The sequence below is a fragment of the Blautia parvula genome (assembly GCF_020215665.1).
GTDB classification, from domain to species: Bacteria; Bacillota; Clostridia; order Lachnospirales; family Lachnospiraceae; genus Blautia; species Blautia celeris.
This window is the reverse complement of the sequence record NZ_CP084061.1, coordinates 5,088,031-5,101,363: the sequence shown is the minus strand read 5'-3', so window position 1 is coordinate 5,101,363 and position 13,333 is coordinate 5,088,031. Positions and strand designations below refer to the sequence as shown.

The following is a 13,333-nucleotide window of genomic DNA, read 5'->3' as shown; positions in this document are numbered from 1 at the left end:
AAGCGATTTTTAATGGGCGAATACCCGTAACGATTCAGCTGGCTGAATAGTTACAATCTCTGCTTATTTCCACAAAATGCTGACTTTTGTCCCTTCTCCCTGCCTGCTCTCTATCCTCATTTCCGCATGGTGCAGCTCTGCGATCCTTCTGCAGAGGGCAAGTCCCAGGCCGGAACCTCCTGACGCCCTGGCTCTTGATTTGTCCACCATATAAAAGGCATCCTCTACTTTTGTCAGCTCCTCCTCGGGAATGCCGATACCGCAGTCACTCACATAGATTCCCCGGCTGTCCGCTTCCAGATATATTTTCTGTCCCTCATCAGATGCCTTGCAGGCATTGTCCAGCAAATTCAGAAGAAGGCTGGTCATCAGATCTTCATCCATATCATGACACAGTGCATCATCTGCCAGGCGGATTTCCAATATCTGTCCCCTCTCCTGCAGGCGGAAGGATATGAGAGCTTCTGCCCGTTCCAGCAGCACTTTTACAGATGTATGCCTCATTTCCAGACTTTCGGGCTCCTCCTCATACAGACCTGTAAGTTCCAGCATTTTGGCGGAGAGCCTGGACAGACGTCTGGATTCACTTCCGATATACTGCAGGGCTTTTTCCTTCTGTTGTTCCGAAAGGCTCATTTTCAGGAGAATGTCAGAATATCCGATGATCGCCGTCATGGGCGTCTTCAGCTCATGCGCCAGGCTGCCGAGAAGCTGCCTCTGTTTCTCATTGGTATCGGATAATGTCTCCACATGCTCCTCAATTTTCTCTGCCATGCGGTTGAAATTCCCGCTGATCTCCCCCACCTCATCCATCTTTTTTATTGGTATACGGAACGCGTAATTTCCTCCCGCGATTTCATTTGCCGAATCTCTCAGACTGTACAGAGGATGCAGAATGACACGGATGACCAACACCATGCCCGCCGCAATAACAGCGGTGAAAAGAAATGCGGCTGCCAGTCCTTTCAGAAACATTTTCCAACTGTTTTCATGGATGCCTGTCACATCATTAAAATGCCAAATGTCGTAGGTATTTTCCCCACCGGGATCGTATGTGCTGCCCATGATCAAAAGATAGCGCCCGTCTATCTGTACTTCATAATAGGAGGGATAGCTGTCGCCGTTTTTCCCGAAATCATATGGCGTGGGGTTGTATATTTCCTCTCCGTCCCGGTAAACCGCATATTCCAGTCCCAGATAGTGCCTGATGCCATCCTGCATGATTTTCTCCTGTATCTCAGTGTCCGTCTCAGCAATACCAAAATTCCGCATACGGGTATCCAGTTCTTTCAGCTTGTTATGAAACGTATTGCTCTCATACGCATAAATCTGCGCAAGCTGAGTCTTCAAAGAGACATGGAGCATAAATGCAGAGTAACACTGAGACATAACCAGCATGGCAGCCACACAGACCAGACAGATTTTTGTCCGAATCTTCACTCTGTCACCTCCAGCCGGTAACCGATTCTGGGAACTGTCCTGATGATATCCTGCCACCCCAGTTTTTTGCGGATTCTGGCCACATGGACATCCACGGTCCTGGTCTCCCCTTCAAAACGGATGCCCCACAGCTCATTCAGTATCTGATCCCTGGTAAGCGCAATGTTTTTATTTTTCACAAACAGCATCATACAGTCAAACTCCATAGGTTTTAAGACTACTTCCCCGCCGTCCCTTACCACTCTGCGCTCCCTGGGATAGATGATCACACCGCCCATATGGATCTCATCCTCCTTCTTGTGGCAGCGCTCCAGGATCTTTTCTATTCTCACCAGCAGTTCCAGGATTTCAAAGGGCTTTACTATGTAATCCTCGGCACCTTCTCTCAGGCCCTTCACTTTATTGTTTATCTCCCCCTTGGCAGTGAGAAAGATAACCGGTATTTTTCTCTGTCTGCAGAGGGGCAGAAGTTCAAACCCATCCCTTCCCGGCAACATGATATCCAGCAGTGCCAGATCGCAGTCTTCTGCATGGCAATCCTCCAGAAACACTCCGGCCTTCCCTCCATCCCGGAAGGATACCGTTTCATATCCCGCGGTTTCCAGGCTCAGGCAGATCAAATCGTTGATCGCCGCCTCGTCTTCTACAACTAATATTTTGGATCTCATGGCTATCCTCCGTGTCTTGTTATGTATATTTATAGTATACCACAAGGTTTGTATATAACAAAATCCGCTGTTTGGCAAATGGGCAGGGAAGGGGCCTAGACAGCAGAATAAAAAACATATTGACGCTTTGAATCTTGACAGATATACTTGAATCTGGATAAGCAAATAATTATATAAGGAACATACATATGATATACGCAATCATGATTTACACTGCAGCCAGCTATTTTACGGAGGTTGTCATCCATTATCTGAGCTGCAGAATACTCGGGCGCAGAGTCCCCTGGCCAAAGCTTCTGCTTGCTGCTCTCATCCTGGACCTGCTTGTTTCCCCCATGGTTTATCTTGGGGCTGCCGGACAGATCTTTACTTTTATACCGATCACAATATTGTCTTATTTCCTGGATATGACAGCGTTGCTGTTCAATCTGATCTCCATTTATCTGGTCATTGAGCGCAATATTGCGAAAACGGCCATTGCCGGGACCTTTGCATATTTTATTTACTACCAGACGTATCTGATCACTTTCTTTTTCATTCCGAAGCAGTACGCACTGGGTTCCCTGGAAAACCAGTGCATCTCCATCACACTGCTGATTATCTTCACCTATTTTATAGGAAAAATAATCACGAAAATAGATGCCTGTTCCTTCATTGAACGCTGCCTGAAAAAGAAACGGTACTGCGTTATGGCAGCGCTGATCGGATTCCTTCTGTCCGGTTCGCCGCATATTCTTCTTATATTTTCAATCCTTCATCTGGATTATAACAACACGCTGGCGGTTGTGGGACTTGGTCTGCTGTTTTTGTCCGCCGCATTTTTCCGCTATCTTACCAAAAACATCATTCATGATGAAAATGAAAAGGCACAGCAGAGCATCATTGCCCAGCAGACCGCCTATATTCAGAACTTAGAGGAAATCCAGAAAGATGTGCGCCTGTACCGCCACGATTTTAAAAATATGATGTCAGGCATGTATCTTGACATAAAAGAGGGAAAAACAGAGGCGCTGGAGCGGTATATGCACAACATGCTGGACGAATTTGATCAGAGCATTGGTGCCAAAATACAGTCTGCCAACCAGATGATGAATATTGAAATCATAGAATTAAAAAGCCTGCTCATGACAAAAATCTCCCAGATGCACGCTCTTAACATTCCCTGCCATGTGGAGGTTCTGTATCCTGTCAGAAGCTGCCACATGAAACTCCAGGATCTTCTGCGCTGTGTGGGCATTCTGACTGACAATGCCATAGAAGCGGTGAAAGAAACCCGCGGGGACATTGACATCATACTCACCGCCCAGAATCACCAGGTGGTTTTCCTTATCAGCAACCCAATATCCGGGGAGATTGACATGAACCGTATTTCTCAAAAAGGATATTCCACAAAAGGAAAAGGCCGTGGACTGGGACTTTACAGTTATCAGGAGATCACACAGCCGTATCAGAATGTGAGCTGCGCCGCATTCTGCAAAAGCGGACGTTTTTACCAGGAGATCAGAATTGGAGGATATCATTCATGATTCAGATATTGTTATGCGATGATGACGATAGAATCCGTAAGGAGATAGCCAGACATATTGAGAACCAAATACTCATCATGCAGTATGACATGCAGATAGCACAAAGCTGCGACAGTCCGGTTGTCCTGCTGGAGGAACTGAGACAGATGCAGGACAAACGAAATATTTACTTTCTAGATGTGGATTTGAAGCATCCGGAATATGACGGTTTTCTTCTCGGAAAGAAGATTCGGGAGCTTGACCCCAATGGCACCATTATCTATATCACAAGCTTCGGTGATCTGGCTTACAAGACCTTTCAGTATCATGTGGAGGCCTTTGACTATATTGTAAAAGACATGACAGACGGGCTTTCCGCCTCCATTGCCCGCTGCCTGTCCTCCATCCAGAGCCGCCTTGTAAAAGAAAAAGCTGACCCGGTGGAATACTATACCTTTAAGACAGGCGATACCATCCGGCATGTTCCGCTTAAGGATATTTATTTCTTTGAAACTTCCTCCAAACCGCATTTTGTGATTCTGCATGGAAAGCATGAACGAATGGAGTTTTTGGGAAGTCTGAGCGATATTGAAAAAGAGCTGGATGACAGGTTTATGAAAATCCACCGCTCTTACCTGGTGGCAATCGATAAAATCGAGAAGGTAGACCTGCGGCACAATACTGTCACAGTGGGCGGAGAGATCTGCGCAGTATCAAGAAAAGAAAAGTCAAAATTACTGGGACGCATGAATTGATCGTGCGTTCTTTTTTTGCGGAATCAGCACAGTTCTGCCGTTTGGGAAGCAGCGGATACCATTTAGGAAGGAAAGGACAAATCCTCCCCCGGAAATGATATTCTCGGAACAGAAAACAAGGAGGAACCCATATGAGTAGAGAATATATCAGACTGGAACACATTTCAAAAAAGTATAAAACAGAACCTGTGCTGAAAAACATTGATGCCAGGCTGCACGAAGGCGAAATCCTGGGATTTCTCGGACCCAGCGGTGCCGGCAAAACCACCACCATAAAAATCATCACCGGACAGTTAAAACAGACCTCCGGCGAAGCCTATATCTTGGGGATCAATTCCAGAGACATCGATGAAACCATTTACGAACAGATTGGAATCGTCACAGACAACAGCGGAATCTATGAATATCTGACAGTCTATAAAAATCTGGAGTATTTCGCAAAAATACTGAGAGTAAAAAAGGATAGGATTGACGAAGTGCTCAGACAGGTTGGCCTGTACGAACAGAAAAACAAGCCTGCAGGCAAGCTTTCTAAAGGCCAGACCCAGCGTCTTGTTCTGGCAAGAGCCGTGCTGCACAGCCCCAGGGTACTGTTTCTGGATGAACCCACCTCAGGCCTGGACCCGTCCACAGCCATAGAGATACATAAAATGCTGCTGGAATTAAAAAGACAGGGCATGGCTATTTTCCTGACCACCCACAATATGGAGGAAGCCACAAAAATGTGTGACCATGTGGCACTGCTGAACGAAGGCGTTATCGTAGAATACGGCACGCCGAAAGACATCTGCCTCAAACATAATAAAATCAAAAAATACGCAGTGCGGCTGCATGACGGAACGGAACATCTGCTGGAACAGAACCAAGAGAACATAGGCCGGATCCATAATTGGATGACAGAGAACCAGGTGGAAACACTGCACTCCTGCGAGCCGACACTGGAAAGCGTATTCTTAAATGTCACAGGGAGGGAGTTATCATGAAGACTTTACATATGAACAAGATCATGGCCATTGCCCAGGTAAAGACAAAGGCATTTATGGGAAAAAACTGCATCATCATGCCGTTATTCGCACTGGGCTTCACATTGCTGATGCGTATCCTCTATGGAAAGATGGCAAACGGAGGCTCCTCTGCCGACTCCATGAATGCCTATGCGCTGAGCATGGGACTGGTGATGAACATCGGTATGTGCGGCATATATTGTACCAGCCTGCTGCTGGCCGAGGAAAAGGAAAAGAAAACACTCCGGGTCCTGATGACCTCCTCTGTAAACGGAATGGAGTATTTCATCGGCTGCATCCTGCCCGTGTTCACGGCAACCGTCATTCTGAACTATGTGCTGATGCCGGTCAGCGGTTATATTATCAGCGGTAAAAACCTGGTGCTGTATTCCGTGGTGACGATCTTATCTTCTCTGATCAGTTGTATCATCGGTATGCTGCTTGGTATTTTTGCCAAAAACCAGGTGAGTGCGGGTACGATCACCACACCGGTCCTGCTGGTACTCATGATGGTTCCCATGTTCTCCAATTTTATTGAAATTCTGTCCACCATTTCCAAATTCTTCTTTACCGGGATACTTATGGATATGATCATGGATATTGCCGCTGATAAAGGCAGTGTGCTGCAGGCGGGGAGTGTTGTGATCATGGTGGTGGAGGCTGTGCTGGCTGTTGGGTTATTTGTGGTATGTTACAGAAGGAATGGGTTTGAAAGGGATTAAATTTATACAACAGGAAACGGCCTGACGGAAAATATCCGGCAGGCCGTTTCTTATCTGAAATGGTGTTATCCATTCTGCTCATTTACAATCCTCTACACCTCAAGCAAATAACCCATCAGCTCATGCCCTTTTTCCACCAGTTTTCCCCCCGCCATGGCCTCTTCTTCATTATATTTCCAGTCATGAGACTCTTGTCTCCGGCTGTCATACAGAAGATAAGGAACCGGGTTCGATGTATGTGTCTTCACACAGATTGGTGTCGGATGGTCCGGGAGGATCAACATGCGGTAATCCTCGCCGGAAGCATCCAGCGCTGCTTTTACCGGGGCGATCACTCTTGCATCCAGGTATTCGATTGCTTTTATTTTCTTTTCCACACTGCCCTGATGGCCCATCTCATCGGGAGCCTCCACATGGATATATGCAAAATCATATCCCTCTTTCAGCAGTGCGTCCACAGCCGCCTGGGCTTTTCCTTCATAATTGGTATGCAGGCCGCCGTTGGCACCTTCCACGGTTATGTTGTACATATCCGTGCCCACAGCGATTCCCTTCAGCAGGTCAACCGCAGAGATCATGGCGCCCTTTTTGTGGAATTTCTCCTCAAAGGGAGACAAAGCAGGTTTTGTTCCTGCACCCCAGAACCACAGGCTGTTTGCCGGATTCAGGCCTTTTTTCCTCCGCTCTTCATTGAGCGGGTGACGGGCCAGGATCTCGTAACTCTTTTTCTGCATATCCAGAAGCTGCTGCTCTTTTGGCAGGTACTCTTTGATCTCTTTTCCGCGGATATCATGGGGCGGTGTCAGAGGCACCACATCGCCTTTTGCCCAGATCAGGCAGTGGCGGTAGCTGGTTCCCACATAGAACTGGAAAATCTCATTCTGCAGTTCTTTTTTTACCGCTTCCAGTAACACTGCGGCATCCTCTGTGCTGATCTCATCGGAGCTGTGGTCTAATATCCTCTTGTCCTCGTAGTTCTCCTCTTCCTCGGAGACTGTGACAATGTTGGCACGGATAGCAACATCCCCGTCCTTCATATCCACACCGATATTCAGCGCCTCCAGAGGAGAACGTCCTGAATAATATACTTTCGGGTCATAGCCCAGAACTGACAGGTTAGCTGTATCACTTCCGGGATTCATGCCCTCCGGTACGGTTTTCACCATACCGATCTCCGACATGGATGCCAGTTCATCCATTGCCGGAGTATTGGCATAGGCCAGAGGTGTCCTGCCACCCAGTTCCTCCAGGGGCTCATCTGCCATACCGTCACCTAATATTAAAACGTATTTCATTTTTAACACCTCTATGCACGCATACGGATTCTTGTGATGATATCCGGAAGCCCGGCAGCCTTTTCTTCGAATTCCGCCTCGCTCATGGGAGCCGTGACAAAACCGAATTCACCTGCAACGTCAGGCACGCCCACAGTCTTCACTTTTCCGAATACTTCTTCCACGCTGCCGATATCGCCTGTCATGCTGCCCTTGATGCGGACAAAGAAGGGATGCTCCACATCCTTGATGTCCATCAGTTCCAGACGTTTGCTGCTCCAGCTCATCATGATATTTCTGTGCAGATGCTTTGCACAGTCAACCACATCGCCCACCACTGCACTTGCAGTGGGGAGCTTGCCTGCGCCGCTGCCGTAGAACATGGCGTCACCCAGCACATTGCCGTGTATGAAGATGGCGTTGAATACACCGTTTACGCTGTAGAGCGGACTGTCCTGGCCTACAAGCACCGGGCTTACCATGGCATAGAATCTGCCGTCTTCCCTCTTGCTGGTTGCCAGAAGCTTGATGCTCATACCAAGACCTTTGGCATATTTTACATCCTCCACAGTGATTCTGGTGATTCCCTCTGTATAAATGTCCTCGTAATCCACATGGCATCCGAATGCCAGTGAGGAGAGAATCGCAATCTTCCTGCAGGCGTCATAGCCTTCCACATCCGCTTCCGGATTGCGCTCTGCATAGCCTTTCTCCTGCGCTTCTTTCAGCACATCCTCAAAGTCAGCATTCTCCTCTGCCATTTTGGTGAGGATATAGTTGGTGGTTCCATTTAAAATACCGGAAATCTCGTCAATCTCGTCCGCTGTCAGAGAAGAGTTCAGTGGACGGATAATGGGGATCCCGCCGCCGCAGCTTGCCTCAAACAAATAGTTGATGTCCTTTTCTCTGGCGATTTCCAGAAGCTCCAGTCCGTGTCTTGCAACCAGCTCCTTGTTGGAGGTGCAGACACATTTTCCTGCCTCCAGCGCACGCTTTGTAAAGGTATAAGCAGGCTCCACGCCTCCCATAACCTCAACGATGATCTGTACTTCCGGGTCATTGATGATCGTCTCATAATCATGCACAAGAACATCTTCCACCGGGTCCCCCGGGAATTCTCTGAGATCCAGCACGTATTTGATGTTGATCTCCTCGCCGGCCTTTTTGTTGATGCTCTCATGATTGGTGTTGATAACTTCCACTACTCCTGAACCTACGGTTCCGTATCCTAATACTGCTATCTGTATCATGCTTCTACTCCCTGCCTAAGATTTTCAGATAATGTACGCCCTCAATGTGCTCTATTTCATCCACCATGGTCTCCGCATCCCCCTGTGTGGGCAGGATTTCCACGCTGATGGTCAGACTGGCAATCCCGTTGATCGGAATACTCTGGTGAACGGTCAGAATGTTGCCGTGATACTGGGCAATGGTCTTCAGGACCGCAGAGAGCAGCCCGGGTTCGTCATCCATCTGAAGTATGAATGTAATGTTCTGTCCTTTGGTTTTCTCTTTAAAAGGAAAGATATCATCCTTATATTTATAAAAGGAACTTCTGCTGATACCCACAGCTTCCACTGCTTCCTGCACCGTAACAGACCTCTTGGATTCCAGTAGTTTCTTGGCTTCCACTACTTTCAGGAGGACTTCCGGCACTGCTTTTTCTGTTACTACAAAATACCTTTTATTGTCCGACATTTTCTTCCCCTTTGTTTGTTCTTGAAATACATTTGTATGTCTCCAAAAGATATTAGCACATTCAGGCAATTTTATCAACTGTTTTTCTTATTTCCCAAGGCAATCCACTTCAAATAAGCATTGATAAAGTTATCAATGGCACCATTCATAACCGCATCCACATTGCCGGATTCCTCGTTTGTACGGTGGTCTTTTACCATGGTGTACGGCTGCATGACATAGGAACGGATCTGGCTGCCCCAGCCGATATCAGACAGTTCACCCTGGATGCCAGAGAGCTTCTGTTCCTGCTCCTGCTGCTTCAGGAGATACAGCTTTGCTTTCAGCATCTGCATAGCCTTGTCTTTATTCTGGAACTGTGACCGCTCATTCTGGCACTGCACCACGATTCCTGTGGGAAGGTGGGTGATTCGTATGGCGGAAGAGGTCTTATTGATATGCTGTCCGCCTGCACCGCTGGAGCGGTAGGTGTCTATCCTCAGATCATCATCCTTGATCTCAACGTCCACATCCTCCTCAATATCCGGCATCACATCGCAGGACACAAAGGAAGTCTGCCGTTTTCCCGCCGCATTGAAGGGTGAGATACGGACAAGGCGGTGTACGCCCTTCTCGGACTTCAAATAACCGTAAGCATTTTCGCCGTTGACCTGGAAGGTTACGGACTTGATCCCGGCCTCGTCGCCGTCCAAATAGTCCAGCACTTCTGTACTGAAACCGTGACGGTCAGCCCACTTCATATACATACGGTACAGCATGCTGGCCCAGTCACAGGACTCGGTTCCGCCTGCACCTGCGTGAAGGGTGACAATAGCATTGTCCTTGTCATATTCTCCGGACAGCAGTGTTTTCACACGGATATTTTCAAAGTCTGTGATAAATTCATCCAGCATTTCCTGGATATCAGGGATGACAGAGGCATCGTTCTCCTCGTATCCCATCTCTATCATCAGCTCGATCTCTTCCTTCTGGTTCTGGAGCTTGTTATAAATCTCTATATCTTCTTTGAGGGTGCTCAGCTCCTTCATCATCTTCTGGGACCGCTCCGGGTTATCCCAGAAATCCGGTGCCTCCATTTCCCTCTCTAATTCTTCAACCCGCTTTTCCTTATTAGCCAGGTTAAAGTGAATCCCTCACTTCCACTAATGGTCCTGTGTAGTTGTTCAAAGTATATTTGAACTGGTCTAATTCTACCATTTAGCTTCACCTCTTTCTGTGAATATTTTTTTATATTTTATTCTTCGTCGATCTCCACAGTCACCATGTAAATGGATACCTGCTGTTCGACCCTGCGCACAGTGCCTGCAAGCTTTGTGAGCGGCCGTTTCAGATTGCTGGACATGGCAATGGCATCCTTGATGGTATAATAATACATCATACCCGACATGGTGCTGGCCCTGTCTTCCTTCAGCTCTACGCGGTCGCCGGGTTTTACCAGACCCTCGCGCTCCATGGTGAAATCCACCATCTGTCCCATTTTCTCACCTTCCTGCTCACATAGGATGTATTTCATACATACCCGTGTGCTGACATATACCGGGGCCGTTGCAGCCCGGATAATTTCCGGATGTAACAGCCCCGTATCTTACTGTGGTCTTTTGTGCGTACTGTTTAAACCGGCTTTCTGCCGCAGCACTGTTTGTATTTCTTACCGCTTCCGCAGGGGCAGGGATCATTTGGATATACCTTTTTCTCTGCGCGCTGCACCGGTTTCTTAGGACCTGATTCGTCCTTGTTGGTACCTGTCACCTGGGCAACCTGCTCTCTCTCCACTTTCTGCTCGATCCTTACGTGGTACAGCAGACGCAGGGTGGTCTCCTGAATAGCGGAAATCATGGTGTCAAACATTTCATAAGCCTGCATCTTGTACTCTACCTTTGGATCGCGCTGGCCGTATGCCTGCAGGCCGATACCCTGGCGGAGCTGGTCCATATCATCAATGTGATCCATCCATTTCTGGTCGATCACCTTCAGAAGGATGACACGCTCCAGTTCACGAAGCTGCTCCGGTTCCGGGAACTCTGCCTCTTTCTCCTCGTAGAGCTTGACTGCCTCTTCTTTGAGATTCTGTTTTAACTGGTTCTTCTTCAGACCTTTTACTTTCTCTTTTGTGATCGGCTCCAGCGGAATTGTGGGAAGAAGAACGCTGTCCAGTTCTCCCAGATCCCATTCTTCAGAATCCAGGTCATCGGAGATACACATGTCAACCGCGTGTTCCACGGTATCGGTGATCATCTTGTAGATGGATTCCCTCATGTTTTCTCCGTCCAGAACCCGGCGTCTCTCTTTGTAAATGATCTCACGCTGCTCGTTGTTAACCTGGTCATATTCCAGCAGGTTCTTACGGATTCCGTAGTTGTTGCCCTCGATCTTCTTCTGTGCTTTCTCGATGGCACTGGAGAGCATTTTGTGCTCAATCTGTTCATTTTCCGCAACGCCCAGGGATTTGAACACGGACATCAGCTTCTCGGAACCGAACAGACGCATCAGATCATCTTCCAGGGAAATGTAAAAGCGGGATTCACCCGGGTCTCCCTGACGTCCGGAACGGCCTCGTAACTGGTTGTCAATTCGTCTTGACTCATGGCGCTCTGTACCGATGATCTTCAGACCGCCTGCCTCTCTGGACACATCGTCCAGCTTAATATCCGTACCACGGCCGGCCATATTGGTGGCAATGGTAACCGTACCCGCCTCACCGGCATGGGCTACGATCTCAGCCTCCATTTCATGGAACTTGGCGTTCAATACCTGGTGCTGGATGCCTTCGCGTTTCAGCATGCGGCTTAAAAGCTCGGAGGTCTCGATTGTGATGGTACCCACAAGCACCGGCTGCTTTTTGGCATGGGCTTCCTTGATGGCCTCCACAACGGCATTGAATTTTTCTTTCTTAGTCATATAAACAGCATCGTCATTGTCGATACGGGCCACCGGTCTGTTGGTGGGGATCTCAATAACGTCCATGCCGTAAATGTCACGGAACTCTTTTTCCTCCGTGAGGGCAGTACCGGTCATACCGGATTTCTTGTTGTATTTATTAAAGAAGTTCTGGAAGGTAATAGTGGCAAGTGTCTTGCTCTCTCTTCTCACCTTCACATGCTCTTTCGCTTCAATCGCCTGGTGAAGACCGTCTGAATAACGGCGTCCCGGCATGATACGTCCTGTGAACTCATCTACGATCAGGACCTCGTCATCTTTTACCACATAGTCCTGGTCGCGGAACATAAGGTTGTGGGCACGAAGTGCAAGAATAATATTATGCTGGATCTCCAGGTTCTCCGGGTCAGCCAGGTTTTCAATGCTGAAGAATTTCTCCACTTTGTGGACACCCTGCTCGGTCAGGTTGACGATCTTGTCCTTTTCATTGACAATGAAGTCTCCGGTCTCGATGATCTCCTCGCCCATGATGGCTGTCATCTTCGTCATTTCCCCGCTGGCCTCACCGCGCTCCAGCTGTTTTGCCAGAATATCGCAGACTTCGTAGAGACGGGTAGACTTTCCGCTCTGTCCGGAAATAATAAGAGGTGTTCTGGCCTCATCAATCAGCACGGAGTCAACCTCATCGATGATAGCATAGTGCAGATCTCTCTGTACAAGCTGCTCTTTGTAGATCACCATATTGTCACGAAGGTAGTCAAATCCCAGCTCGTTGTTGGTCACATACGTGATATCACATGCATACTGGGTACGTCTCTCGTCATTTTTCATGGAGTTCAGAACCACACCTACGGTCAGTCCCAGGAACTCATGCACCTTGCCCATCCACTCCGCATCACGGTGTGCCAGGTAATCGTTGACGGTTACAATGTGTACGCCTTTGCCTTCCAGCGCATTTAAATATGCGGGAAGTGTGGAGACAAGGGTCTTACCTTCACCGGTCTTCATCTCGGCTATACGGCCCTGATGAAGAATGATACCGCCGATGAGCTGCACTCTGTAGTGCTCCATGTTCAGCACACGTTTTGCAGCTTCTCTCACCGTGGCAAATGCTTCCGGCAGCAGGTCATCCAGTGTCTCTCCCTCTTCCAGACGTTTTTTATATTCTCTGGTCTTACCGCGCAGCTCGTCGTCACTTAACGCCTGCATGGTGGGGCGCAGAGCTTCGATTTTGTCCACAGTGGAAGTAATACGCTTTAATTCCCTCTCGCTGTGGGTTCCAAACATTTTTTGAACTAAACTCATGTTTTATGCTCCTAATTTTCCAATTTTCAGACTGCAACAGATTTTCCGTAAATTAGGGAAACCTATTTTCGTGGATATTATTCCA

12 protein-coding genes are annotated in these 13,333 nt (G+C 48.0%); 4 read left to right on the top strand and 8 right to left on the bottom strand.

Annotation, left to right across the window (positions count from 1 at the left end):
• Positions 1-63: 63 nt before the first annotated feature.
• On the bottom strand, positions 64-1,440 hold the full coding sequence (locus tag LC508_RS23310; protein ID WP_054350685.1) for a sensor histidine kinase: 1,377 nt from the start codon (positions 1,438-1,440) through the stop codon (positions 64-66).
• Entirely contained in the window at positions 1,437-2,108 is a 672-nt protein-coding gene (locus LC508_RS23305; RefSeq protein ID WP_033139272.1) for a response regulator transcription factor, read from the bottom strand. The genes LC508_RS23310 and LC508_RS23305 overlap by 4 nt, the downstream gene beginning before the upstream one ends.
• Positions 2,109-2,296: 188 nt before the next feature.
• Here LC508_RS23305 and LC508_RS23300 point away from each other — a divergent pair, with 188 nt between their 5' ends.
• The 4 genes from LC508_RS23300 (at position 2,297) to LC508_RS23285 (ending at position 6,094) form a co-directional block, all read left to right on the top strand.
• Positions 2,297-3,634 carry a sensor histidine kinase gene (locus tag LC508_RS23300; RefSeq protein WP_103731361.1) on the top strand — a complete coding sequence of 446 codons (1,338 nt, stop codon included), beginning with the start codon at positions 2,297-2,299 and terminating at the stop codon, positions 3,632-3,634.
• A complete protein-coding gene (locus tag LC508_RS23295; protein ID WP_033139273.1) occupies positions 3,631-4,368 on the top strand; it encodes a LytR/AlgR family response regulator transcription factor in 738 nt (245 codons plus the stop codon). The genes LC508_RS23300 and LC508_RS23295 overlap by 4 nt, the downstream gene beginning before the upstream one ends.
• A gap of 131 nt (positions 4,369-4,499) precedes the next feature.
• Positions 4,500-5,351 carry an ABC transporter ATP-binding protein gene (locus LC508_RS23290; protein WP_054350681.1) on the top strand — a complete coding sequence of 284 codons (852 nt, stop codon included), beginning with the start codon at positions 4,500-4,502 and terminating at the stop codon, positions 5,349-5,351.
• The gene (locus LC508_RS23285) at positions 5,348-6,094 is read left to right on the top strand and encodes an ABC transporter permease (RefSeq protein ID WP_103731362.1); all 747 of its coding nucleotides are present in this window, start codon (positions 5,348-5,350) and stop codon (positions 6,092-6,094) included. The genes LC508_RS23290 and LC508_RS23285 overlap by 4 nt, the downstream gene beginning before the upstream one ends.
• A gap of 92 nt (positions 6,095-6,186) precedes the next feature.
• Here the strand turns inward: LC508_RS23285 and LC508_RS23280 are convergent, their stop codons facing one another.
• The 6 genes from LC508_RS23280 to secA all read right to left on the bottom strand — a co-directional run bounded on the left by LC508_RS23280 (position 6,187) and on the right by secA (position 13,248).
• The gene (locus LC508_RS23280; protein WP_103731363.1) at positions 6,187-7,389 is read right to left on the bottom strand and encodes a cofactor-independent phosphoglycerate mutase; all 1,203 of its coding nucleotides are present in this window, start codon (positions 7,387-7,389) and stop codon (positions 6,187-6,189) included.
• An 11-nt stretch (positions 7,390-7,400) separates the two neighbouring features.
• A complete protein-coding gene (locus LC508_RS23275) occupies positions 7,401-8,618 on the bottom strand; it encodes a homoserine dehydrogenase (protein ID WP_033139278.1) in 1,218 nt (405 codons plus the stop codon).
• A 4-nt stretch (positions 8,619-8,622) separates the two neighbouring features.
• The gene (locus LC508_RS23270; protein WP_033139279.1) at positions 8,623-9,066 is read right to left on the bottom strand and encodes an ACT domain-containing protein; all 444 of its coding nucleotides are present in this window, start codon (positions 9,064-9,066) and stop codon (positions 8,623-8,625) included.
• Positions 9,067-9,140: 74 nt separating this feature from the next.
• Positions 9,141-10,263 (bottom strand): peptide chain release factor 2 gene (prfB, locus tag LC508_RS23265; protein ID WP_103731364.1). Its coding sequence is split into 2 segments (ribosomal slippage): positions 9,141-10,187 and positions 10,189-10,263, totalling 1,122 coding nucleotides; the frame shifts between segments, so codons are not numbered across the junction.
• A gap of 37 nt (positions 10,264-10,300) precedes the next feature.
• Positions 10,301-10,543, bottom strand: a complete 243-nt coding sequence (locus tag LC508_RS23260; RefSeq protein WP_033139281.1) for a hypothetical protein — start codon at positions 10,541-10,543, stop codon at positions 10,301-10,303.
• A gap of 134 nt (positions 10,544-10,677) precedes the next feature.
• On the bottom strand, positions 10,678-13,248 hold the full coding sequence (gene secA / locus LC508_RS23255; RefSeq protein WP_103731365.1) for a preprotein translocase subunit SecA: 2,571 nt from the start codon (positions 13,246-13,248) through the stop codon (positions 10,678-10,680).
• Positions 13,249-13,333 lie beyond the last annotated feature (85 nt).